Origin of the sequence: Inhella sp. (genome assembly GCF_027532025.1) — a bacterium.
GTDB lineage: Bacteria > Pseudomonadota > Gammaproteobacteria > Burkholderiales > Burkholderiaceae_C > Inhella.
Window position 1 is genome coordinate 1 of the sequence record NZ_JAPZSY010000101.1, and the last position, 23,308, is coordinate 23,308.

Consider the following 23,308-nt stretch of genomic DNA (forward strand, 5'->3'; position numbering starts at 1 on the left):
CGCGCAAATCTCGGTCAGCTTTTGTGAGCCCTGGGCCAACGCCTGGGTGCCGATCAAGGTGGCCAAGTGGCTGCTGCGCGACGACTCGCCCCTGCTGTTCCGCCCCCGGCTGGAGCTGGCTCAGATGCGCTACGGCCTGGCCTTCTTGCGGGAATGCACCTCGGCGGCCTTTGAGCGCAACGTCGAAGAGTTGGTGCAGCTCGGCCGCTACAGCCATGCGCGGCTCAAGGAGTTGGTGCCCGCCACGGGCATCGAATACAACCGGCTGGAGAAAGGCATCCTGCACTTCTTCAGCAGCCAGCAGGACTTCGACAACGGCGCCGCCGGCGCCGAGGTGATGCGCCGCCACGGCGTGGACCGCCGCGTGCTCAACCGCGACGAAGTGCTGAAGGTCGAGCCCGCGCTGGCCCCCTTCGGCCCCAACATCTTCGGGGGCACCTACACGCCCAGCGACGAATCGGGCGACGCCCTGGTCTTCACGCAGAAGCTCGCCCAAAAGTGCTTCGAACGTGGGGCCGAAAAGCGCTTCAACAACCACATCCTGGCGCTGGAGCGCCGGGGTGACGAACTGGCGGGCGTGCGCGTGCGAACGCCCGAGGGCCGCACCGAGACCATCACCGGCGACTCCTTCGTCGTGGCCCTGGCCAGCTACGCGCCGCAGTTGGTCAACCCGGTGGCCGACTGCTTGAACATCTACCCGGCCAAGGGCTACTCGGCCACGCTGCGCCTGAAGCAGCCGGAGAAGGCCAGCACCGTGAGCCTGCTGGACGACACGCGAAAGATCGCCATCAGCCGCCTGGGTGACCACGTTCGCATCGCCGGCACGGCCGAACTGGCGGGGCTGGACACGGCCCTGAACACGCCCACCGCCCGCACCCGTTGCGAGGCCCTGGTGCGCCGCTACGAGGCCCTGTTTCCCGGCGTGGCCGACCTGAGCGAGCCGAACTTCTGGACCGGCCTGCGCCCCAGCACGCCCACCAACATCCCCTACATCGGGCGCAGCAAGAAGCTCAAGAAGCTGTGGCTCAACTGTGGCCACGGCACCCTGGGCTGGACGCACGGCGCCGGCAGCGGGCACGCCATGGCCGAGCTCATCAGCGGCCGAAAGCCGCCGACGGACTTCCACTTTTACGGGGTGTGACGCCGCGCCGGGTCACCGGCCGCGCACCAAACAGGGGCGCCGCCAGCGCCCCTTGACGCCTCATCGACCCAAAACAGGGCACCCCCTTCCAACGCGGTGCGTGAGAGAGGGTGGAACCGGGTATCTCCGGACCTTCAGGCGGCGCGGAAATTGCTCTGATGCGCGCAGGAGGTGCTTGTGATGAAGCCAGTGATGTTCGATGAGATGCTGCACAACGGGGGTGCGATGACCCCGGAAGCGGCCCGCCCGCACTACCAGGACTACGCCCGTTGGTTGGGGCGCCAGCCCCTGCAGTTGATGCGCGAGCGGCGTGAGCAGGCGGAACTGATTTTTCGCCGCGTGGGCATCACGTTCGCCGTCTACGGCGACAAAGACGACGGTGAAGGCACCGAGCGCCTGATCCCTTTCGACTTGATCCCGCGCGTCATCCCAGCGCAAGAGTGGGCCGAGCTGGAACAGGGACTGGCGCAGCGCGTCACGGCGCTGAATCGCTTCATCCACGACGTCTATCACGGGCAAGAGATCCTCAAGGCCGGCGTGGTGCCCGCCGAGCAGATCTTGAAGAACAGCCAGTTCCGCGCCGAAATGATCGGCGTGGACGTGCCCGGGGGCATCTACAGCCACATCGCCGGGGTTGACTTGGTGCGCGCCGCTCAACCCGATGGCAGCGGCATGACCTACGTGCTGGAGGACAACCTGCGCGTGCCCAGCGGGGTCAGCTACATGCTGGAAAACCGCAAGATGATGATGCGCTTGTTCCCCGAGTTGTTCGCGCAGCACCGCATCGCGCCGGTGGCGCACTACCCGGACTTGCTGCTGGACACCCTGCGCTCGGTCGCCCCCGGCGGCAACACCGAGCCCACGGTGGTGGTGATGACCCCGGGCATGTACAACAGCGCTTACTTCGAGCACGCCTTCTTGGCGCAGCAAATGGGCGTGGAGTTGGTGGAGGGGCAGGACCTCTTCGTCGACAACGGCTTTGTGTACATGCGCACCACGCACGGCCCCAAGCGGGTGGACGTGATCTACCGGCGCATCGACGACGACTTCCTCGACCCCGACGCCTTCCGTCCCGATTCCACCTTGGGTTGCCGCGGCCTGCTGGCCAGCTACAAGGCGGGCAAGGTGACGTTGTGCAACGCCATTGGCACGGGCATCGCCGACGACAAGTCCATCTACCCCTACGTGCCCAAGATGGTGGAGTTCTACCTGGGCGAAAAGCCCATCTTGAACAACGTGCCCACCTACCAATGCCGCGAGGCCGAGGACTTGAAGTACGTGCTGGCCCACTTGGACGAGTTGGTGGTCAAGGAGGTGCACGGAGCCGGTGGCTACGGCATGTTGGTGGGCCCGGCGGCCAGCAAGGCCGAGGTCGAAGCCTTCCGCGCGCAACTGGTGGCCAACCCCAGCAATTACATCGCGCAGCCGACGCTGTCGCTGTCGACCTGCCCGACCTATGTCGACGCCGGCATCGCGCCGCGTCACATCGACCTGCGGCCGTATGTGCTGACGGGGCGCGACGTGCGCATGGTGCCCGGCGGCTTGACCCGCGTGGCCTTGAAGGAAGGTTCCTTGGTGGTCAACAGCTCGCAAGGCGGCGGCACCAAGGACACCTGGGTTTTGGAAGGTTGATCTCATCATGCTGTCACGCACCGCTGATTCACTGTTCTGGTTGGCTCGCTACATGGAACGGGCTGAGAACACGGCCCGCATGCTCGACGTCAATTACCAAACCTCGCTGCTCCCGCAATCCGCGGGCAACGCCACGCAGGGCTGGCGCAGCCTGTTGTCGATCTCTGAGCTCACCGAGGCCTATGCGTCGCGCTACGGCGCCATCGATCCGGCCCGGGTCACCGAGTTCATGGTGGCCGACGAGAGCAACCTCAGCTCGGTTTACAACTGCCTGCGCGCCATGCGTGAAAACGCCCGCGCCGTGCGCGGTACCCTGACCACCGAGGTGTGGGAAACCACCAACTCGACCTGGCTGGAGTTCCGCCGCTTGCTCAAAGACAAGCTGCACCAACGCGACCCGGCCGCCTTCTTCGACTGGGTGAAGTTCCGCTCCCACCTGCTGGGCGGGGTCACCGTGGGCACGATGCTGCAAGACGAGGCCCTGCACTTCTTGCGCATCGGCGGCTTCCTGGAGCGGGCCGACAACACGGCGCGACTGTTGGATGTGAAGTACCACGCGCCGCGTGAGGCCCTGAGCGCCGAGCGCGACCCCGTGGACGACTACTACCACTGGAGCGCGGTGCTGCTGTCGGTGTCGGCCTTCGAGGTGTATCGCAAGGTGTACAGCAACGTCATCCAGCCCGAGAAGGTGGCCGAGCTGCTCATCCTCAACCGCGCCATGCCGCGTTCGCTCACCTTCTCGATGACCCGCTTGGTGAGCAACCTGGGCAAGGTCAGCGCCGGACGCGCCAGCGAAACCCTGCGCCAAGCCAACCGCTTGCACGCCGAGCTGCAGTTCGGCCGCATCGACGAAGTGTTCGCGACCGGACTTCACCCCTACCTCAAGGGCTTCCTGAAACGTGTCAACGAGCTGGGCAATGGCATCAGCGAGGAGTTCCTGCGGTGAGCATCCATGTCGCACTCAAGCACGTCACCCATTACCGGTACGACCGGCTGGTGGCCTTGTCGCCCCAGGTCGTGCGCCTGCGGCCGGCACCGCACTGCCGCACCAAGATCCTCAGCTATGCCTTGGCGGTGGAACCTGGCGAGCACTTCATCAACTGGCAGCAGGACCCCTTCGCCAACTACCTGGCACGCCTGGTGTTCCCCGAAAAAACGCGGACCTTCAAGGTCACCGTCGATCTGGTCGCCGAGATGGCGGTCTACAACCCCTTCGACTTCTTTTTGGAGCCGGGGGCGGAGCGCTTCCCTTTCGCGTATGCCGCCGAACAGCGCATCGAGTTGGCGCCCTACCTGATCCAAGACCCCGCCACGCCCGCTTTTGCCAAGTACCTGGCCGAAATCGATCGCCAGCCGCAAGGCACGGTCGACTTTTTGGTGGGCTTGAATCAAAAGCTGCAGCAGGCGGTGCGCTACCTGATCCGGCTGGAGCCCGGCGTGCAAACCCCGGAAGAGACCCTGGTCAAAGCCAGCGGTTCCTGCCGCGATTCCGCCTGGCTCTTGGTGCAACTGCTGCGCCACCTCGGCCTGGCCGCCCGCTTCGTGTCGGGCTACCTGATTCAGCTCAAGCCCGATGAAAAAGCGCTCGATGGGCCGAGCGGCACCGAGGTCGATTTCACCGACCTGCACGCCTGGTGCGAGGTCTACCTGCCCGGCGCGGGCTGGATCGGGCTGGACCCCACCTCGGGCCTGATGGCCGGGGAAGGACACATCCCGCTGGCGTGCACGCCTCAGCCCTCCAGCGCCGCGCCCATCAGCGGGGCGGTGGACGAAAGCGAGGTCGAGTTCGAGCATCAGATGGAGGTCAGCCGCGTCTGGGAAAGCCCACGCGTCACCGCGCCCTACAGCGACGAGCAGTGGGCGGCGGTGCTGGCGGCCGGCGAAGCGGTGGAAGCGCGACTTCAGGCCAGTGACGTGCGCCTGACCATGGGCGGAGAGCCCACCTTCGTGGCCACCAGCGACCGCGACGCCCCCGAATGGAACATCGACGCCCTCGGCCCCACCAAGCGCCTGTACGCCCAAGAATTGGTGCAACGCCTGCGCGACGAGTACGGGCGGGGCGGCTTCTTGCACTATGGCCAGGGCAAGTGGTACCCGGGGGAGCAGCTGCCGCGCTGGGCGCTTTCCAGCTACTGGCGCTCCGATGGACAGCCCTGCTGGCTCGACCCGAAGTGGTTGGCGGACGAGCGCGACCGTCACGCTTACGGCCCAGACGATGCCCGTCGGTTCATCGCCGAGCTGACCCGGCGCTTGGGCTTGAGCACCCAGTACCTGCAGCCCGGCTTTGAGGACGCCTGGTACTACCTGTGGCGCGAGCGCCGCTTGCCCACCAACGTCGACCCGTTCGAGTCCCGCCTGGACGACGAGCTCGAGCGCGTTCGCCTGCGGCGGGTCTTCGAGCAGGGCTTGCAAACCCCCATCGGATACGCCCTGCCCTTGGCGCGCGAAACCGAAGGCTGGCGCACCGGCCCCTGGTTCTTCCGCGACGAGCGCATGTACCTGCTGCCCGGCGACTCCCCCATGGGCTACCGCCTGCCCTTGGACTCCCTGCCCTGGGTGGAGGCGGCCGACTACCCCACCCTGCACGCGCACGACCCCTTCGCCCCGCGCGGCGTGCTGCCGCCTGCCGCCGACATCCGGCAGCAGCTTCACAGCCAGCTCATGGGCCTGGACCCGCACCACGTCGGCGGTGGCTTCGCCGAAGGCGGCACGGTGGGCCGGCAAGCTGGGCCCGCTGGCCAGGGCGAGGCCCAGGACCCGACGACGACGTCCGCCACGGCGGCCAAAGACGCCGCCCCCGAGCGACAACAAAGCGCGCACTGGATCACCCGCACCGCCCTGTGCGTGGAGGCCCGCGACCCGCGGCGCGCCAACGGCCCCAAGGCCGAGCAAGTGGGCACCAAGAGCGGGGTGCTCTACGTCTTCATGCCCCCGTTGGCCGACGTGGCGCATTACCTGGAGCTCTTGGCCGCCATCGAGGCCACTTGCGCGCAGCTCCGGATGCCCGTGGTGCTGGAGGGCTACCCACCGCCCCGCGACCCGCGCCTCAAGATGCTGCAGGTCACGCCCGACCCCGGCGTGATCGAGGTCAACATCCACCCGGCGCACAACTGGAAAGACTTGGTCGCGCACACCGAGTTCCTGTACGAGGCCGCCCGGCTGACGCGGCTGTGCCCCGAGAAGTTCATGATCGACGGTCGGCACACCGGCACCGGCGGGGGCAACCACTTCGTGCTGGGCGGCGCCACGCCGGCCGACTCGCCCTTCCTGCGTCGCCCCAGCCTGTTGGCCAGCTTGCTGCGCTACTGGCACAACCACCCGGCGCTGAGCTACCTGTTCACCGGCCTGTTCATCGGGCCCACGAGCCAAGCCCCGCGCGTGGACGAAGCGCGCAACGATCAGCTGCGCGAGCTGGAAATCGCCCTGGCCGAGATCGAGAAACAAGGCGAGGCTGTGCCCCCTTGGCTGATCGACCGCAGCCTGCGCAACATCCTGGTGGACGTGACGGGCAACACCCACCGCAGCGAGTTTTGCATCGACAAGCTCTACAGCCCCGACAGCAGCACCGGCCGCTTGGGGCTGTTGGAGTTGCGCGCGTTTGAGATGCCGCCCCACGCGCGCATGAGCGTGGTGCAACAACTCTTGATCCGCGCCTTCGTCGCGCGCTTCTGGGAGACGCCCTACGACGCGCCCTTGGTGCGCTGGGACACGGCCCTGCACGACCGCTGGTTGCTGCCGCACTTCATCGCCGAAGACCTGCGCGATGTGCTGGAGGACATGGCGAACGCCGGCTTCGCCCTGGACCCGGCGTGGTTTGCGCCGCACCTCGCCTTCCGCTTCCCCAAGCTGGGCGAGCTGTCGGCCCGCGGTGTGCACATCGAGCTGCGCCAAGCGCTCGAGCCTTGGCATGTGATGGGCGAAGAAGGCATGGCCGGCAGCACCGTGCGCTTCGTTGATGCCTCGCTCGAACGCATCGAGGTCAAGGTCAGCGGCCTGGTCGATCCGCGCCATCGCATTTGCGTCAACGGTCACGCCCTGCCGCTGCAACCCACGGGGCGCAGCGGCGAGTACGTGGCGGGGGTGCGCTACCGCGCGTGGCAGGCACCTTCCATGCTGCACCCCACCATCGGGCCGCATGCCCCGCTCACCATCGACTTGGTCGACACCTGGATGAAGCGCAGCTTGGCCGGATGCCAGTACCACGTGGCCCACCCCGGTGGCCGGAACTACGTGACCTTGCCGGTCAACGCTTTCGAGGCCGAAAGCCGCCGCTTGGCGCGCTTCTTTGCCATGGGGCACAGCAGCGGGCGCGTCGAAGCGACGGTGGCGCAACGCAGTTTGGAGTTTCCTTTCACGCTCGACCTGCGCCACGCCCAGGGTTGATGGCAGACTGAGCCGATGCCAACGCGCCGCGTGTCGGCGTCGGCTCGGCCCTGACACTGGGCCATGCCGACGCCCGAACAGTCCTCCCTGTTGCCGCCCCTGCAGGCCTCGCCCAGCGAGGCCATGCTGGCCTGCGCTTTGCGGCCGCTGGACGGGCACTGGGACGAGCTGCGCGGCACCCTGAGCAAACCGGGCGAGCCCAGCCCGTACGTGGCCCCGGCATGGCATCGCTTTTGGGCGGCCAGCGGCATCGTTGCGCCGGAAGAGCTCTCCGCCAAAGCGGCCCGTGTGAAGCGGCGCGTGCAAGAAGACGGCGCCAGCTACAACGTCTACCAAACCAGCGCCGATGGTGAAGGCGAGCACAGTGCCAGCCACGTGTGGCCGCTGGAGCTGCTGCCGCTGCTGATCGACGCCCCGGATTGGCAGCGCATCGAAGCCGGCGTGCGCCAACGTGCGCGCTTGCTCAACGCCGCGCTGGCCGATTTGTACGGCCCGCGGCGCTTGTTGTCCGAAGGCCTGCTGCCGGCGGCCTTGGTGCTCAAACACCCCCAGTTCTTGCGCCCCTTGCAAGGCTGCAAACCGCTGGGGGGCGTGCACCTGCACGTCGTCGCGTTCGACCTGGCGCGCGGGGCTGACGGTCTGTGGTGGATCGTGGCCCAGCGCACGCAGGCGCCATCGGGCCTGGGCTACATGCTCGAGAACCGGCTCATCGTGGCCGAGCAGTTCCCGCAAGCCTTTCGCGAGCTGGCCGTGCAGCGTTTGGCCGGCGCGTTTCGGGTGCTGCTGCAGGGCTTGAACCGGCTGGCCGAGCCCTTGGTCGAAGCCGGACAGACCCCGCGCATCGTGCTGCTGACGCCCGGGCCGGCCAACGAAACCTACTTTGAGCATGCCTTCTTGGCCCGCTACTTGGGCTTGGCCTTGGTCGAAGGCGGCGACCTGACCGTGCGCGAGCGCCGGGTCTATCTCAAGACGCTGCAGGGCCTGGAGCGTGTGCACGGCATCCTGCGCCGCGTGGACGACGAGTACCTCGACCCCTTGGAGCTGCGCGCCGATTCGCAGCTGGGCGTGCCCGGCCTGGTCAACGCCATGCGTGCTGGCCAGGTGGTGGTGGCGAATGCGCCCGGCAGCGGTTGGTTGGAAAGCCCCGGCCTCTCGGCCTTTTGGCCCGGCGTGGCCGAGGCCCTGCTGGGCGAAGAGCTGCTGCTCCCTGCCAGCAGCGGATGGTGGTGTGGCGAAGTGGCCGCTTGGGCGCGGCAACGCGAACAACTGGCACAGACGGTGGTGGCCCCCACCTTCCCGACCAGCGAAACCACGCGCGGCTTTCAGCCCTTCCCGGCGGGTGAGCTGGACGAGGCCGCGCTCGTCATGCTGCGCGAGCGCATCGAGGCCGACCCCGCGGCGCACACCCTCAAGGCGCGGGTGCGCCCGTCCAAGCAGCCGGTGTGGACGGGCAGCGCCCTCGAGCCCCGTGCAGCCGTGCTGCGCGTGTTTGCACTCAGCGATGGCGCCGGCGGCTGGACCGTGCTCCCCGGTGGGCTCACCCGCGTCGCGTCTACCCGGGGCGCCGTCGGTGGCGCGCCCGATGCCCTGCTCACCATGCAAGCCGGCTGCGCCAGCGTGGACACCTGGGTGCTGACCGAAGGGCAGTCGGCGGTGGACCGCAGCTCGCTCTTGCCATCCCCCTTGCAGGCCGCCGACCTCGGGCGCACGCGCCGCATGGTCACCAGCCGGTCGGCCGAGCACTTGTTTTGGCTCGGCCGGTACACCGAACGTGCGGAGAACACCGTGCGATTGGCACGGCACGCCTTGGCCAGCCTCGGGGCGAGTGAGCGCTCGGCGCACGACGCCAGCACGGGCGACATGGTGGCCCTGCGCAGCACCTTGCAACGCTTGGCCTTCCTGCACGGTTTGCTGGGCGACGACTCTGCCGACGCCGTGGCCGAGCCCCGGCGATTTGCCGAGCTGCTGATGCGCCAACTCGGCAACCCCCAGGCCAACAGCCTGTTGCAAAGCCTTCGCCAACTGGCCCACAACGCCCACGCCCTGCGCGAGCGGCTGTCCACCGCGCATTGGCAACTCATCCAACAGCTGGGGCAGGACTTTCAAGCCCGCTTCCCGGCGGCCTTGGCCGGCGGTGAGGCCGAGCTGCAAGCCCTGCTGGCCTCGACCGACACCCGGCTGGCCGCGCTCACCGGCGGCCAGCTGGACCGCATGACCCGCGACGACGGCTGGCGCTTGCTCAGCGCCGGGCGGCAAATCGAACGCCAGTACTTTTTGGCCGACGTGCTCGCCGAAGGGCTCAGTGCCGGCCTGCACGACAGCGACGACGGCTTTGCCCTGCTGCTGGCGCTGTTCGACTCCACCATCACCTACCGCGCCCAGTTCCAAAGCCGCCGTGAGCTACCGGCCCTGGTGCAACTGCTGGTGATGGACGCCGACAACCCGCGTTCGCTGGCGTGGGTGGCGCACACCCTGCGCGAACGCGTGCGCAAGCTCACGCGGCACGACACGGCCTGGGGCGACGCCGCCATCGCGCGCTTGCCCAACCCCGACGACTGGTCGCTGGCCCGCCTTCTGCCCAGCGACGACAACTATCAGCCCTTGCTCGACCTGCTGCGCGAATGCAGCGGGGCCGCGTTGGCGCTGTCGTCGGCCATCAGCCAACATGTGTTCGCCCATGTGGCCATGCCCGAGAGGCGCGTATGGCTGTGAGGCGCTTGCTCGTTCAGCACGACACCGTGTACGAGCACCAGGCGCCTGTCGAGCTGGCGCACCACGTCGCCTTCTTGGTGCCCCGCCACACCGCCCACCAGCGGGTCGTGAGCTGGCAGCTCTCGATCGATCCCCTGCCCGACGGCTGGGCCGAAGCCAGTTGGGAAGCCCAGCGCCAAATCAGCCTGGATGCCTGGGGCAACGCAAGGTTGGTGTTTGGGCACAGCCGCGTGCACCAAGAGCTGGCCGTGCGCAGCCGCTTCACGGTGGAGCGCCTGCCGCAGCCGCCGCTCGACCCCGAGCTCAGCCCGCCTTGGGAGCGTGTGGTGGAGCAGCTTCGCTACAGCGGCGGCAACGCCCAAAGCCCCGAGACGGAGTTCAGCTTGGCCTCGCCGTTTGCCGCCCCCGACGCCGCGCTGACCCAGTACGGCCGCCGCGCCTTTGCGCCCGGCCTGCCACTGGCCGCGGGGGCGCTGGCTTTGATGGGCCAGGTGCACACCGACTTCGCCTACACCCCCAACTCCACGCGCGTCGACACGCGCGCGGTCGAAGCCTTTCGCCTGCGGCGGGGCGTGTGCCAAGACTTTGCGCAAGTCTTCATCGCCGCTTGCCGCGGCATTGGCTTGGCCGCGCGCTACGTCAGCGGCTACTTGCTGACCCAGCCGCCACCGGGCCAGCCCAAGCTCATCGGTGCCGATGCCTCGCACGCCTGGGTGGAGATCTGGTGCCCCCGCCAAGGCTGGCTCGCGCTGGACCCCACCAACAACCTGGTGGTGGGCCAGGACCACGCCTTGCTGGCCTGGGGGCGCGACCAGGCCGACGTGGCCCCCTTGCGCGGCGTGATCCGGGGCGGCGGTCAAGCCTGGCCCCAGGTGTCGGTCACCGTCACGGCGTTGCCGTAGCCCACGGCCGCCGTCCCTTCACCGGGATTCGCGCCGTCGTTCTTCGGGCTGGGCCCAGGATCGACTCGTCTCAAACCCCTCGGGGTGATTTCATCGCCGTGACCTCGATCTCGATCTTCATTCGCGCGTCCAGCAGGCCCACGCACTGCATCGTGGCCGCCGGCCGCACCTCGCCCAGGTGCTTGCGCAACACCGGGGCGCACGCCGCGAAGTCCTGGCCATCGGGCAGCAGGTAAGTCACCCGAACCACGTCCTGCAGGCTGGCCCCGGCTTGGGCCAGGGCGGCCGCAATGTTCTGGAAGCACTGCTCGGCCTGCGCCGCCACGTCGTCCGAGATGGTCATGGTGGCGTAGTCGAAGCCGGTGGTGCCCGAGACGAACACCCAATCGCCCTGCACCACGGCGCGGCTGTAGGCGAGTTCGTGCTCGAAGGGAGAACCGGAAGAAATCAGGGTGCGGGTCATGGCAGCGTCTTTCAGGAGTGCACCGACATGGTAGAGACCCACGCGAGCCGCCCGCTCCCTAGAATCCGCGCCCTTTTGCTCTGGAGTGCCCCGTGGCTGCCCCCTCGTTTTGCGCCATCGACTTCGGCACCTCCAACTCGGCCGTGGCCCTCCCGCAGCGTGACGGACATGGCGAGGGCATGGCCCTGGTGCCTCTGGAAGGCAGCGCGCTGACCATGCCCACGGCGGTTTTCTACTTCGCCGAAGGCGCGCACGACGCCGACGGCCCCCCGCGGGCGTTCGGGCGCGCGGCCCTGCAGGCCTACGTGAACGGGCACGACGGGCGCCTGATGCGCTCGATGAAGAGCATCCTGGGCAGCGACCTGCTCGAGCAGCACACCGACGTGGGCGGTGGGCGCAGCGCCAAGTACGCCGACGTGGTGGCCGGCTACTTGAAGCGCTTGAAGCGCGTGGCCGAGGCTCAGCAAGGGCAGGCGCTGACGCACGCGGTGCTGGGCCGGCCGGTGTTCTTCGTGGACGAGGACCCGGCGCGCGACGCCCAGGCCCAAGCCGCGCTGGAAGCCGCCGCCCGCACGGTGGGCTTTGCCGAGGTGGCCTTCCAGTTCGAACCCATCGCTGCGGCCTTTGACTACGAGCGCCAGGCGCAGGCCGAGCAACTGGTGCTGGTGGCCGACATTGGCGGTGGCACCTCCGACTTCTCGCTCGTGCGCGTGGGCCCCGACCGCATGGCCCGCGCCGACCGCCGCGACGACATCCTGGCGCACCACGGCCTGCACGTGGCCGGCACCGACTTCGACCGCCGCGTGGCGCTGGACGGCCCGATGCGCGCGCTGGGCCATGGCGCCCTGGGCCCCGCACGCAGCGACGGTCCGCCCCGCGAGGTGCCCAGTGGCATCACCTTCGACCTGGCCACCTGGCACCTGATCAACACCTGCTACACGCCCAGCGTGCTGGCCGAGATGCGCCAGCGCCGCGCCGATTACGCCGACCCGGCGCAGCACCGCCGCCTGATGACGGTGCTGGAAGACCACCTCGGCCACCACCTGGCCGACCTGGCCGAGGCCGGCAAGATCGCGCTGGGCGGCGCGGGCGAGGCCAGCGACGCGCACGATTTCGACCTGGCCCTGGTCGAGCGCGGCCTGCACTGGCCCTACACGCGCGGGCAGCTCCAGCGCGCTTTGGCGACGGATGTAGCCGCCATCGCCCATGCGGCCGCCCACACCGCGCGCCTGGCCGGCTTGAAGCCCGAGCGCGTGGACGCGCTGTACTTCACCGGCGGCTCCACCGGCCTGGCGCTACTGCGCGAGGCCATTGCCGCGAGCTTCCCCACCGCCGCGCGGGTGCAGGGCGATGCCCTGGCCTCTGTCGGCCAAGGCCTGGCCTTGCACGCGCGCCGCGTGTTCGGCTGAGCCTCGAAACGGCAGTTGGACACGGCCGTTCGACGCGCCAGGGAGCCGGCCCCCTGCCGACGGGCGGATCCCGACTCGGGGCGATGCCCCTCCGGCGGGTTCCGACCCGTGGAAGCCATCCACTGGCCCAAACCGACAGCCAGCGTTCGCGCGCGCAGGGGCCGCTGATCAACCCGGGCGCAGAGCAAGTTGCACCGAGGCAGGGCGCGCCATGGCTGGCATGATCCGGCTTGCGCTGGGCGTTTTCGAGTGCCAAGCACTCGTAACAACGCGCCGCTTTTGTCGGAGATTTGATGCTGGACAGGCACACAGCCGACGGGAGGAAAACATCCCATGAAGCAAGAGCTTGGCGGCCCTCGTATCTAGGGTGCAGCGATCCTGACTGGCTGGTCCGCTGAATTCAATCGCTGAAGGTTATGAAGCAAAGTCCGTTGCTCGAGTTCAAGTCCGAGGCGTTTGCGATCGCTCCCGGTGAGGACGAGGCGACCAACCCCGGCATCTTCGGAAAGGCCTTGGCAGAGTGGCTCGCAGGCGAGCTCATCGCCCGCGGTCATGCTGCAGGAGAAGTCATCGCCGAAGACTTTGGGTGGTGTGTGCCCGTTGAATCGAAACCGCACGCTTTGTACGTCGCTTGCGCAAGTGCCGACGAGCAACCGGGCTCGTGGCGTGTGTTCGCGTTTGCGGAAGGCGGTCTGCTTGGGCGGATCTTCCGCAAGGACACGCGAGACGAAGACGTTGCGCGCATCTATGGCTCGGTCAAGGCGGCCATCACCGCCCGCGTGGATGTTCGTGATGTCTTGGAGGAGCCCGCATGACCTTCAACCTCGATCGCGCTCAAGCAGCGATCGAGGCCGTTCGGGCGACGGTCCAGAACCGGCTGGTCATCATCCTGAGACCTGGCACGGGCGAATGACTGCAGCGGGCCGGGTGCAGCCGCAAAGATTTGGTCATCTGGACGGCAGCCCTTGTGACCTGCTCCCAGCAACGGTGCTTGCCTGCCCCGCTCTGCGCTGGGCCCTCAGCCGGCCTCAGGCCCTTCGGTTGGTGCACGCAACCCAGCCAAGCACTCGGCGTACATGCCCTCCGGCTCTGGCGTGGCCGACTCGATGGCATGTCGCACCAAGCGCTGCAGGGTCGCCGCGTCGGGCAGAACGGGGCCGGCAAACAACAGGGCGTGGTCGTTGAACAGCAGCACCGTGGGAAAGGTCTGGATGTCCAAATCGCCCAAGCGATCGGCCGAGTCTTCCACATCGACCCATTGGTTCGCCAAGCCCAACTCAGCGGCCGTGGCTTCGAAGATCGGGCGGTAGGCCTCGCAGGCGCGGCACCAGGCGGCGCACAGGCAGGCGAGGCGCCAGGGTGATTGGCTCATGACCCCGCCACCGCTTTGACCAAACCCGCGCGGTTCAACCAAGCCCGCAGGCGCAGCTGGATCTGGCCCTGCTGCGCCTCCAGCATGGCGTTGCGCGCTTGCAGCCAGTCGGCGCGGGCGATGGCGCCCACGTCGTAGCGCAGCGCCGCCAGGCGTTCGGCTTGGGTGGCTTCTTGCAGGCGCTGGGCGTTGGCGGCCAACTGTTGGCGCAGGCGCTCGCCGTCGATGAGCTGGCCTTCGATCTCGACCAAGGCCTTTTGGACCGTGTCGCGCAGGGCCAGGGCGGCGATTTCGACCTCGGTGCGGGCGCTGGTGCGCTGCAGGTCCAGGCGGCGCCAGTCGATGAGGGGCACGGCCAGGTTGGCCGCCAGGTTGGCGATGGGCTGGCTGAGCCAGTCGGCGGCGCGGGAGCCGCCGGTGCTGACGCTGGCGCTGAAGCTCAAGCTCGGGTAACGCTCGGCGTCGGCCGCGCGGCTGCGGGCCAGGGCGGCGTCCACGCTCAGGCGGGCGCGTTGCACGTCGGGGCGGCGTGCCAGCACCTGCTCGGGGGCGCCGGGTGCCCAGACGGGCGCCGCGTGCTCGGGCAGGCGCGGGTCGGCCACGAGTGGGTCCAGCTCGGGGCCGGACAGAGGCGTGTCCAGCAGGAGGGCCAGCGTGTGGCGCTGGATTTGCGCATCGGCGGCCAGGTCGCTGAGGCGCACCTGGGCCTGCTGCACCGCACCGGCGGCTTTGTCGATCTCCAGCGGCAGCAGCTTGCCCTCGCGCACGCGCAAGGTCACCAGGGCCAGCGCCTCGCGGTTGAGGGCCAACTGCTGCTCGGCCAGGGGGCGTTGCAACCCGATGGCGGCGAGCGTCCAGTAGGCCTCGGCCACCCGCTGGCGGATGAGCAGGCGCGCGGCGTCGAGATCGGTGCGGGCGGCTTCGGCCTGGGCGGCTTGCGCGGCTTGGTTGGCGGCGATGCGGCCCCACAGGTCGAGCTCGTAGCCCACGCTGGCGCTGAGCCCATAGCTGCGGCGCCAGCCGGCGTCGCTGGTGACGGGCACGCCAACGCCGCCCACGTCGACGGTGCGGGTGCTGGCGCCTTCCAGCGGCTTGCTGCCCGAGGCACTGCCGCCCAAGCTGGGGCGGATGCGCAGGCCGCCGATCTCGGCCTGGGTTTGCGCTTGGCGCCAGCGCAACGCGGCCTGGGCCAGGTCGCGGTTGGCACGCAGGGCGCGGTCTTGCAGGGCAGCCAGTTGGGGGTCGGTGGCGGCCGCGGGGTCCAGCGGCGCCGCGTGCGCGGGCTCGGCCTGCCACGCCATGGGCAGGGCGGAGGCCGAAGGCGCTGGGTCCGGCACGCTGGCACAGGCGGCAAGCAAGGCGGCCAGCAGCAGGGGGCTGAGGCGGAAGGGGGATGGGGTCATGGGGTCAGTCACCGTCGAGGTCATTCACGGGCCAGGGCGTCCACGGGGCTGAGGGCAGCGGCGCGGCGCGCGGGCAGCGTGCCGAACAACAGGCCCACGCCACTGGACACCAGGAAGGCCACGCCCAGTGCCTGCCAGCTGACGCTGACTTGCAGCGTGTCTTGCGCGGCGTTGATGCCTTGGGCACCCAGCCAACTCAGGGCCACGCCCACCAAGCCACCCAGGCAACACAGCACCACGGCTTCGATGAGGAACTGCAGCCGCACATCGCTTTGCCGCGCGCCCACGGCCATGCGGATGCCGATTTCTCGGGTGCGCTCGCTGACCGACACCAGCATGATGTTCATCACCCCCACGCCGCCGACGATGAGGGCGATCGCGCCCACGCCCGCCAGCAGCGCGGCGAAGCCGGCGTTGAAGGTTTGCATCTTTTGGAAGGCTTCGTCGCCCACCCAGAAGCTGAAGTCCTCGCGGCCGCGCATGGCGCGCAGACGGTGCTTGGCCTGGGTCACGACCTGTTGCGGCGGCACGCCCTTGACGAGGTTGATGGCGAAGGCTTGCAGCGTCACGCTGGCGTCGAGCTTGGCCCGGTAGGTGCGCTCAGGCACGTAGAGCAGGTTGTTGGAGAAGTTGAAACCCAGTTGGCTGTCTTGCTCGACCACGCCCACCACGAGGTAGGGCATGGCCACGGGCGGCGGTGGCAAGACGCCCGCGCCCAAGCCATTGGCGTTGGCCGAACCCGCGTCCATGCCGCCTTGGGCGCTGAGGAACACGGTTTTGCCAACGGGCGACTGCCCGTCCTTGAACAACTTCTTGGCGGTTTCGTGGTCCAGCAAGGTCACTTGCTGACCCAGCTCCAGCTCGAGCGGCACGAAGTCGCGTCCCTCCTTGACGCGCAACTTGCGGTCTTTCAGCAAGGTGGCGTTGGCGGCCTGAGCTTGGGCGACTTGCTCGCGCGCCCCGAAGCGCGCCTGAACCATGGCCTGGCGTTCGCGCAGCAGACCGGCCACGCCGTCCAGTGCGCCCACGGCCTCGACCTGGGCAGGCGTGAAAGGCGGCGGTTGCACCCCCGAAGGCAGGTCACGGTTGCCAGTCCACATCCAAATGCGACCCTGGAACTGGCTGGCGAACTCGCCCTCGAAGGTGGTGCGGGCCGCGCTGGTGAGCGCCACGATGCTGACCACCGAGGCGATGCCGATGCTGATGCCCAGCATGGACAGCGCAGTGCGCAGGCGGTTGCCTTGCAAGGAGAGCCACGCCGTGGCCAGGGCCTCGCGCCATTGCACCTGCAGGCGGCGCAGCCAACCGCCTTGGGGCGGCACTTGGGACTCTGGCGCTTGCGTGGGCGGGCGGTGCTGGCTGGGGGTGCCGTCGTCGCGCACCACCTTGCCGTCTTTCAGTTCGATGACGCGCTGCGCGTGGGCTGCCACCTTGGCGTCGTGGGTGACGAGGATGATGGTGTGGCCGCGCTCGTGCAGCTCTTTGAGCAGCTTGAGCATCTCGGCGCCCGAGGCCGAGTCGAGCGCGCCGGTGGGCTCGTCGGCCAGGATGATCTGGCCGCCGTTCATCAGGGCGCGGGCGATGGACACGCGCTGCTGCTGCCCACCGCTGAGTTCGTTGGGCTTGTGGTGCAGGCGCTCGCCCAGGCCCAGGCGCTCCAGCAGGGCCTCGGCCCGGGCGCGGCGCGCGCCCGCACCCACGCCGCCGTACACGGCCGGCAAGGCGGCGTTGCCGCGCGCGTCCAGGTGGGGCAGCAGGTGGTAGCGCTGGAAGATGAAGCCGAAGCGCTCGCGGCGCAGCGCCGCCAGTTCGTCCGGCCCCAGGTGCGCGGCGTCTTGCCCGTCGATGAGGAACTGACCCTCGGTCGGGTTGTCCAGGCAGCCCAGCACGTTCATCATCGTGCTCTTGCCCGAGCCCGACTGGCCCATGATGGCCACGAACTCGCCGGCCTCGATGGCGAGGTCCACGCCATCGAGCGCGCGGACCTCGATGCTGCCGATGCGGTAGTGCCGCGCGATGCCGCGCAGCTCGATCAAAGGGCCCCCACGCGCGTCGCTGCGCGACGGGCGGTCCCCCGAGGGGGCTGGGCCCGGCGCTGACCCGACCATGCCGATCACGATGCGGAGGCCGAGGAAGCCGGCGCCGAGGCGGCATCAGCGGCCGAGGGCGGCGCCAACAGCACCTTCTCGCCGGCCTTCAGGCCTTCCAGCACTTGCACGCGCGCGCCGTCTTGCAAGCCGGTGCGCACGCGGCGGGGCGATTGCTTGTTCTGTTCGCCTTCGACGACGGTGACCAGCTGGCGGCCGTCTTTTTCGCGTTCGCCCAGGGCCACCACGGGGATGGTGAGCACGCCTTGGGCCGAGCCGGTTTCGATGTCGACCTGCACCGTCATGTCGGAGAACAGCTGACCGTCGGCGTTGGCCACGTCGAACAGCACGTTGTAGAACACAGCGTTGCCGCTGCGCTCGGGCACGGGCTGGATGACGCGAACGCGCCCCTCGTAACGCTGGCCTTGGCCCGACAGGGTGAGGAAGCTGGCCTTTTGGCCCACCTTCACCGACTGGATGTCCACCTCGGGCACCTTGGTGCGCACGGTGATGGTGCCGAGATCCGCCAGGGTGAGCATGACGGGCGTGATCTGCACGGCGATGACGGTTTGGCCCACCTGCACCGGCAGGTTGACCACGGTGCCGTCCATGGGCGCCGTGATGCGGGTGTAGCCCAGGCGCAGCTGGGCGCGGGCCAGGTCGGCCTGCAGGCGTTGCAACACGGCGCTCTGGCCGCGCGCATCGGCTTCGAGCTTGGCCAAGTCGTTCTCGGCCCGCTCGGCCTCCAAGCCGGCGGTGGCCTGCCCAGCGAGCAAGCGCTTCTGACGCTCGGCCTCACGACGGGCGCTGGCCAGGTCCACCTGGCGGGCCTCCAGCAAAGCGCGCTGCTGCGCCAAGGCCGCCTCGGCCTGGGCCACTTCGTTGCGGGCCAGCTCGGGGTCCAGGCTGACGAGCAAGTCGCCCTTCTTCACCTGCTGACCGAGTTGCACGTGCAGCTCGCGGATCTGGCCGCTGACCTGGGCCCCCACGTCGACGCGTGTTTTGGCCTGCAGCACACCGGCGGCTTGCACCACCTGGGTGATGTCGCCCTTCTCCACGGTGCCCATGGGCGGCGGCGCGGGCGGCTTGGGCGGGTTCATCAGGCGCCAGCCGACGAGGGTGACGATGAGCAGCCCGGCAACGATGAGGCGGCCGCGCCAGCGGCGCCACCAAGGGGCTTGAAGGGTCTTGTTCGCGGTGTTCACACCAAATCTCCCGCCGCGGGTTTGCGGCAGGCGCAATGTAGCTAGGGCCCGCCCGGGGCCGATTCGTCATGGGACAGGCTGCGCATCGACGACCACGAAGTGCTTGCGCACCGGACGAACGACCTCGAAGGCGCCTTCAAAGCTCGGCGGGATGACCGCACCCTGCCCTGCCTGCACGTCCACCACCGAACCGCCGGCCCCGTGCAGGCGCACGTGCCCCTCCAGCACGAAGAAGTACTCCTGCTTGTGGGGCGGGAAGGCGATGCGCCAGCGCCCGACTTCGCACGCCCAAACGCCGGCGCTCATCGGGCCAGCCTCATGCAGCAACCACGTCCAGCGCTGCGGGTTGCCGGCCTCCAGCCGATCGGGGCGCGGGCGGTCGAGCGCGGGCGCCAGACCCTCGGTGCGGTCGATCAGGGCGATGGGGGGTGGGAGGGGCATCGGGGTCCTTTCAGGGGCCGTGGCGTAGTTGCGCCGGCCGCAAGTGTGGCGGACGGCTGGACGCGGGCCGCCAAAGCCGCAGCACCGCGCCATTCACCACGCCACCGCCGCAGCCCATCGCGCCCAGCGTCGGACCGTCGCACGCCACTGGCCCAGCAGCAGGCGAACGATCACAGTTCAGTCACCGCAACACGCAACCCACCGCCAGGAGAACACCATGACCAAGACCTTCAACATCACCCCCGTCCTCGACCACGTCGGTGGCGCCCTGAGCCTGGCCGTGATGGCGGGCCTGACCCTCGCCGGTGCCGCGGCCTACGCCAGCGGTCACGACAAGCCCAGCGCCCCCATCGTTCAACTGCCCCCGGTCGTGGTGACCGTCAAGCGCGCCGAGCCGATCGCGCAGCTGCCTGCGGTGATCGTCGTCGCCAAGCGCAGCGCCTCCGACATCAGCGCCTGATCACCGCCCTCGCGGCGGGCTGCAAGAAGCACCGAAGGCCCGGCTCCCGAGAGGGAGCTGGGCCTTCGGTCTTTCGGAGCAAAGCGGATACTGCTGGGTCATGACCCCACTGCATGAAGCCGCCAAGGCGCTGGGGGGAAGCCCTCAGCTCTTCGCCCGCAAGGTCCTGGATTACCAGGCCTCTCGCCCCGACTACCCGGTGGCCTTGTTTCAACGCTTGCTGCGCGAGCGACCCGCGCCCGCCGATGTCGCCGACCTGGGCGCCGGGACGGGTTTGTTCACCAAGGGTTTGCTGGATGCCGGTTACCGCTGCACCGCCGTGGAACCCGATCCAGGCATGCGAGCCGCGGCCGACAGTCGGTTGGGTCATCGCGCAGGCTATGGCAGCTTGGATGGCCTGGCCGAACGCTTGCCCCTGGCAGCGGCCAGCATGGACCTGATCACGGCGGCACAGGCCTTCCACTGGTTCGATGTGCCCCGGGCGCGAGCCGAATGCCAGCGGGTGTTGCGCCCTGGCGGCAGCGTGCTCTTGGTGTGGAACGAACGGGAGCCGGCCGCCGCCGTTCATCGGGCCTTGGACCGGGTGGTCGCCACCTTCGGCGGCGCCTTGCGAAGCGCCCAGTTGGAACACGACGAGCGGTCCGCACTGCCCGCATTTTTCGGTTCGATGCCGTCGCCCTGGGCGACCCCGCACGTCCAGCATCTCAGCGCCGAGGGTTTGCTGGCCTTGGTGTTCAGTCGCAGCTACATGCCCGTGCGCGACAGCGAGGCGGGGCGAGAAGTCGAACGTGAGGTGGCCCGCCTGCATCAGGCGCATGCGGAGCCCGACGGCCACGTGCGGCTGCCCTACCGAACCGAGGCCTTCTTCGGGCGCCTGCTTTGAGCCCTCGCCTCGCGCATTGCCTGGCCGGCTGAACCGGCGGCCGCGAGCGGGGTTGCCGGCATCCCGGCGCTGGAGGTGCGGTGCCCCAAGGCCGCCCTTCAGGCGGCACGCGCCCAGGCGCCGTGCGGGTGGCTCCACAGCAGGGCGCGGGTGCCGTGGCGGTCGTGGGCGGTCCAGAGTGTGGCCGAGGGTTCGGGGGCGGGCGCAACGCCCTGGCCCCAGGGGTGGAAGGGCCAGGCTTCGGCGCACAGGGCGATCAGGGGGCTGCGCTCCACCAGGGCTTGCACGCGGTCGCGATGCGCTTGGCGCTGGGCCGGGTTGAAGTAGGCCAGCACCCAGCTGTTGAACAGCACGGGCTGCACGCCCTGCGGCAGGGTGGGCAACCAAGCGGTCAGCTCGGCCAAGCCATCGGCGGCGGCGCTGACACGGACCCCACCCGCCCGCACAGCGGCATCACCCCAAGTCAGGGCCCGGCGCAGGCGCGCCAGGCGAGCTGTGTCGTCGGGCCAGGTGCAGGCCTCGAGCCAGCGGCGGGCGGCCGGGTCGCTCGGGTCGATGGGGGCGAGGTCGGTGCCGGCGCGAGCCGCCAGCGTCCAGTCCTGCGCGGGCGGCGGCAGGCCGCCGCGCCAGTCGCAGTCCAGCGCCAAGCGCGTGCCCGGGCCGCGGGTGGCATCGCCTCCCGCACCCAGCAGCCGCACCCAGTCGCCGTCCACGCCGAGGTTCAGGCCGGCGCTGGCGCCGAAATCGAACAACGCGAGCCGTTGCGCGCCGGTGTGGGCCGCGATGGCGTCCAACGCCAAGCGCAACACGGCGCAGCGCCCGGTCTCGTTGGTTTGCGTGGCACGCGTGCGCAGGTGCTGGCGCAGGGTGGGCGCTTGCGCTTGCAGCATGGCGCGCAGCGCGGCCGGCAAGGCGGCATCGGGTGCGCGGCCTCCGCCCACGCTGGGGAAGTAGGCCGCCAGCTCGCCGCCGGCGCCCGCGAGCACCCGCTCGTGCACCGCGGCCAGCAAGAGGTTCACCCGCGCCTGGGCCGCAGGCACTTCGGCCATCCAGTCGTCCAAAGGCGGGAATTCAGCCAAGACCTGGCAAAGGGCCGCGGTGACGGGCTGCGCGGCGCATTCTTCGCGGGCAAAGCGGCGGAACTCGTGGGGCCACGAGGTCGGCGCGGCGGGCGGAGGAAGGGGGGCGAGGGCGCTGTTCATGCCCGCAGTGTGCGCGGGCCCGGCGGCACAGAATGTCGGCATGCCGACGATTGCTGCCGCCCCTTCGACCGTGGCCCAAGCCCTGGAGCGAGTGCGGGCGCTCAACTTCCCGCACCTGGGGCCGCCGCCCGACGTGGCGGGTCTGGTGGGCTGGCAGCGTCTGCCCGCCGGTCGGACGCTGTTCGCTCAAGGCGCCCCATCGCGCGCCTTGTACGCGGTGGTCACGGGCGAGGTGGCGTGCCGCATCACGGCCGAAGACGGCAGCAGCTCGGTTTTGGAGCACGTCACGCCCGGAGGTCTGTTCGGCCTGAGTGGCTTCGCAGCCGGCCTGCCCACCCGCTACGAGGCCGTGGCCACCTGCGCCACGCAGGTGCTTTGCATCGGGCCGCAGGCCTACGGCCACCTGCTGGATGCTTGGCCCGGCTTGGCGCGGGCCTTGATCGAGGCGCTGGCCCGCCGCTTTGACCAGAACCTGCTCTGGCTGGACCAGGCCCGGCACCGCCGCGCCGACGACCGGCTGCGGTCGGCCTTGGCGCAACTGCGGCGAGAGCGGGCCCGCCCGGACCCGGAGCGGCCGGGGGGATGGGTGCTGGCGGCCACGCAATCGGAGCTGGCGCAGTTGGCCGGGGTGAGCCGCCAAACCGCCAATGCCTGGCTGCAGGGGCAAGGCATCGAGCTGGGCTACCGGCGCCTGCGCGGTGAGGCGCCATGATCGAACGGGCCCGGCCGTCCACCCCGCTTGTGCAACATCGCCACATGAACCGCTTCGTCGTCCTCTTGCTCGTTGGCATGGTCCTCGGACGGCCCCACGCGGCCGAAGACGACGACGCGTCGGTCGAGGCGATCGGCCTGGCCCTGCGCCAGGAGGGCGTGGTCACCGGCGCCCCGTACTGCGCAAGCCTCGTGCGCGAGACCGTGACGCTGCGTGCCGACGGCCGCCGCAACGTGCAGCGCCAGCGCATGCCGATGTGCCGCGACGGCGAAGGTCGCACGCGCCGCGAGGTGCAGCCCGATGGCGGCCCCCGCCGCATCGTCCTGAACGACCCCATCGCGCGCACGGCCTGGGTGCTGGAGCCGGAGCGCCAGATCGCTCGCGCCCTGGTTCTGACACGCACCGTCCAGCAAGACCCCGCCGCGCTGGCGCGTCAGCAGCAAGCCATGACCGAGCGCCAGCGCACGCTCGACGAGCGCCGCAGCGCACTCGCCCGCGTGCTGGCACAGCAGGCCGAATGGGACTGGCCCGCCTCGCCCGGGGCCGGGGACGCGAGGGCGCTGGCGCGGCGCGGCGACGGCGTGACGACGCCCCTGCCCGAGCAGGTGGTGGAGGGCCTGACCGTGACCGGCGAGCGCACCACCTGGACCCTGCCGGCCGCCCTGCCGGGGTCCCCCGAGCCCATCGTCATCGTGCGCGAGGTCTGGCGCAGCCCGGCGCTGCAAGTGACGGTGCGCCTGCACGAGCGCGACCCCCGCCACGGGGAGGTGATCGAGCGGCTGGAGCAGGTCCGACGCGGCGAGCCCGACTCGGCGCTGATGCGCGTGCCCGCCGACTTCCAGCGACAGACGCCGGGCCGCCCATGACCATCGGCACGCTCGACAGGTGTACTAGTGGACGC

At 69.6% G+C, this 23,308-nt stretch carries 19 protein-coding genes; 12 read left to right on the plus strand and 7 right to left on the minus strand.

The features are described 5' to 3' along the window. From O9335_RS12660 to O9335_RS12685, 6 genes are all read left to right on the plus strand, one after another. On the plus strand, positions 1-1,141 hold a 1,141-nt coding region (locus O9335_RS12660; RefSeq protein ID WP_298388643.1), incomplete at its 5' end, for an FAD-dependent oxidoreductase. Positions 1,142-1,321: 180 nt separating this feature from the next. Beyond that, positions 1,322-2,773, plus strand: coding sequence for a circularly permuted type 2 ATP-grasp protein (locus O9335_RS12665; protein ID WP_298388645.1), 1,452 nt, complete (start codon positions 1,322-1,324; stop codon positions 2,771-2,773). A 7-nt stretch (positions 2,774-2,780) separates the two neighbouring features. Beyond that, entirely contained in the window at positions 2,781-3,719 is a 939-nt protein-coding gene (locus O9335_RS12670) for an alpha-E domain-containing protein (RefSeq protein WP_298388647.1), read from the plus strand. Next, positions 3,716-7,156 (plus strand): DUF2126 domain-containing protein, encoded by a 3,441-nt coding sequence (locus O9335_RS12675; protein ID WP_298388648.1) that lies wholly within the window; start codon positions 3,716-3,718, stop codon positions 7,154-7,156. The genes O9335_RS12670 and O9335_RS12675 overlap by 4 nt, the downstream gene beginning before the upstream one ends. Before the next feature lie 63 nt (positions 7,157-7,219). Next, complete coding sequence (locus O9335_RS12680; RefSeq protein ID WP_298388650.1) at positions 7,220-9,868, plus strand: circularly permuted type 2 ATP-grasp protein; 2,649 nt, start codon at positions 7,220-7,222, stop codon at positions 9,866-9,868. After that, positions 9,859-10,770: a transglutaminase family protein gene (locus O9335_RS12685; protein ID WP_298388652.1), complete on the plus strand. Its 912-nt coding sequence runs from the start codon at positions 9,859-9,861 to the stop codon at positions 10,768-10,770. The genes O9335_RS12680 and O9335_RS12685 overlap by 10 nt, the downstream gene beginning before the upstream one ends. Positions 10,771-10,840: 70 nt before the next feature. On the opposite strand, the gene O9335_RS12690 is transcribed toward O9335_RS12685, so the two are convergent. Then, positions 10,841-11,233 carry a RidA family protein gene (locus tag O9335_RS12690; RefSeq protein WP_298388655.1) on the minus strand — a complete coding sequence of 131 codons (393 nt, stop codon included), beginning with the start codon at positions 11,231-11,233 and terminating at the stop codon, positions 10,841-10,843. Between the two features lie 92 nt (positions 11,234-11,325). On the opposite strand from O9335_RS12690, the gene O9335_RS12695 reads away from it, so the two are divergent. Both O9335_RS12695 and O9335_RS12700 read left to right on the plus strand, forming a co-directional pair. Next, positions 11,326-12,642 (plus strand): Hsp70 family protein, encoded by a 1,317-nt coding sequence (locus O9335_RS12695; protein WP_298388656.1) that lies wholly within the window; start codon positions 11,326-11,328, stop codon positions 12,640-12,642. A 431-nt stretch (positions 12,643-13,073) separates the two neighbouring features. Further along, the gene (locus tag O9335_RS12700; protein WP_298388658.1) at positions 13,074-13,457 is read left to right on the plus strand and encodes a hypothetical protein; all 384 of its coding nucleotides are present in this window, start codon (positions 13,074-13,076) and stop codon (positions 13,455-13,457) included. 203 nt (positions 13,458-13,660) lie between these two features. On the opposite strand, the gene O9335_RS12705 is transcribed toward O9335_RS12700, so the two are convergent. The 5 genes from O9335_RS12705 to O9335_RS12725 all read right to left on the minus strand — a co-directional run bounded on the left by O9335_RS12705 (position 13,661) and on the right by O9335_RS12725 (position 19,150). Then, positions 13,661-14,014: a thioredoxin domain-containing protein gene (locus O9335_RS12705; protein WP_298388661.1), complete on the minus strand. Its 354-nt coding sequence runs from the start codon at positions 14,012-14,014 to the stop codon at positions 13,661-13,663. Beyond that, on the minus strand, positions 14,011-15,417 hold the full coding sequence (locus O9335_RS12710; RefSeq protein WP_298388663.1) for a TolC family protein: 1,407 nt from the start codon (positions 15,415-15,417) through the stop codon (positions 14,011-14,013). The genes O9335_RS12705 and O9335_RS12710 overlap by 4 nt, the downstream gene beginning before the upstream one ends. A 20-nt stretch (positions 15,418-15,437) precedes the next feature. Continuing rightward, on the minus strand, positions 15,438-17,453 hold the full coding sequence (locus O9335_RS12715) for an ATP-binding cassette domain-containing protein (RefSeq protein WP_298388665.1): 2,016 nt from the start codon (positions 17,451-17,453) through the stop codon (positions 15,438-15,440). 77 nt (positions 17,454-17,530) lie between these two features. Next, positions 17,531-18,709, minus strand: coding sequence for an efflux RND transporter periplasmic adaptor subunit (locus O9335_RS12720; RefSeq protein WP_298388667.1), 1,179 nt, complete (start codon positions 18,707-18,709; stop codon positions 17,531-17,533). Positions 18,710-18,775: 66 nt separating this feature from the next. Further along, a complete protein-coding gene (locus tag O9335_RS12725) occupies positions 18,776-19,150 on the minus strand; it encodes a cupin domain-containing protein (protein ID WP_298388669.1) in 375 nt (124 codons plus the stop codon). A gap of 217 nt (positions 19,151-19,367) precedes the next feature. Here O9335_RS12725 and O9335_RS12730 point away from each other — a divergent pair, with 217 nt between their 5' ends. Together O9335_RS12730 and O9335_RS12735 are read left to right on the plus strand one after the other, a co-directional pair. Further along, positions 19,368-19,610 carry a hypothetical protein gene (locus O9335_RS12730; protein WP_298388671.1) on the plus strand — a complete coding sequence of 81 codons (243 nt, stop codon included), beginning with the start codon at positions 19,368-19,370 and terminating at the stop codon, positions 19,608-19,610. A 100-nt stretch (positions 19,611-19,710) separates the two neighbouring features. Continuing rightward, on the plus strand, positions 19,711-20,493 hold the full coding sequence (locus O9335_RS12735; RefSeq protein WP_298388673.1) for a class I SAM-dependent methyltransferase: 783 nt from the start codon (positions 19,711-19,713) through the stop codon (positions 20,491-20,493). A gap of 98 nt (positions 20,494-20,591) precedes the next feature. On the opposite strand, the gene O9335_RS12740 is transcribed toward O9335_RS12735, so the two are convergent. Continuing rightward, on the minus strand, positions 20,592-21,695 hold the full coding sequence (locus O9335_RS12740; RefSeq protein ID WP_298388675.1) for a DUF2332 domain-containing protein: 1,104 nt from the start codon (positions 21,693-21,695) through the stop codon (positions 20,592-20,594). Between the two features lie 40 nt (positions 21,696-21,735). On the opposite strand from O9335_RS12740, the gene O9335_RS12745 reads away from it, so the two are divergent. Together O9335_RS12745 and O9335_RS12750 are read left to right on the plus strand one after the other, a co-directional pair. Beyond that, positions 21,736-22,407, plus strand: a complete 672-nt coding sequence (locus tag O9335_RS12745) for a Crp/Fnr family transcriptional regulator (RefSeq protein ID WP_298388677.1) — start codon at positions 21,736-21,738, stop codon at positions 22,405-22,407. A 44-nt stretch (positions 22,408-22,451) separates the two neighbouring features. Beyond that, the gene (locus tag O9335_RS12750) at positions 22,452-23,273 is read left to right on the plus strand and encodes a hypothetical protein (RefSeq protein WP_298388679.1); all 822 of its coding nucleotides are present in this window, start codon (positions 22,452-22,454) and stop codon (positions 23,271-23,273) included. The last annotated feature ends 35 nt before the right edge of the window (positions 23,274-23,308 follow it).

Coding starts and splice junctions, on each gene's coding strand:
- O9335_RS12725 (WP_298388669.1), bottom strand. CDS start 19,150: ATGCCCCTCCCACCCCCCATCGCCCTGATCGACCGCACCGAGGGTCTG.
- O9335_RS12740 (WP_298388675.1), bottom strand. CDS start 21,695: ATGAACAGCGCCCTCGCCCCCCTTCCTCCGCCCGCCGCGCCGACCTCG.
- O9335_RS12730 (WP_298388671.1), top strand. CDS start 19,368: ATGACCAAGACCTTCAACATCACCCCCGTCCTCGACCACGTCGGTGGC.
- O9335_RS12690 (WP_298388655.1), bottom strand. CDS start 11,233: ATGACCCGCACCCTGATTTCTTCCGGTTCTCCCTTCGAGCACGAACTC.
- O9335_RS12735 (WP_298388673.1), top strand. CDS start 19,711: ATGACCCCACTGCATGAAGCCGCCAAGGCGCTGGGGGGAAGCCCTCAG.
- O9335_RS12670 (WP_298388647.1), top strand. CDS start 2,781: ATGCTGTCACGCACCGCTGATTCACTGTTCTGGTTGGCTCGCTACATG.
- O9335_RS12710 (WP_298388663.1), bottom strand. CDS start 15,417: ATGACCCCATCCCCCTTCCGCCTCAGCCCCCTGCTGCTGGCCGCCTTG.
- O9335_RS12705 (WP_298388661.1), bottom strand. CDS start 14,014: ATGAGCCAATCACCCTGGCGCCTCGCCTGCCTGTGCGCCGCCTGGTGC.
- O9335_RS12745 (WP_298388677.1), top strand. CDS start 21,736: ATGCCGACGATTGCTGCCGCCCCTTCGACCGTGGCCCAAGCCCTGGAG.
- O9335_RS12685 (WP_298388652.1), top strand. CDS start 9,859: ATGGCTGTGAGGCGCTTGCTCGTTCAGCACGACACCGTGTACGAGCAC.
- O9335_RS12665 (WP_298388645.1), top strand. CDS start 1,322: ATGAAGCCAGTGATGTTCGATGAGATGCTGCACAACGGGGGTGCGATG.
- O9335_RS12750 (WP_298388679.1), top strand. CDS start 22,452: ATGAACCGCTTCGTCGTCCTCTTGCTCGTTGGCATGGTCCTCGGACGG.
- O9335_RS12680 (WP_298388650.1), top strand. CDS start 7,220: ATGCCGACGCCCGAACAGTCCTCCCTGTTGCCGCCCCTGCAGGCCTCG.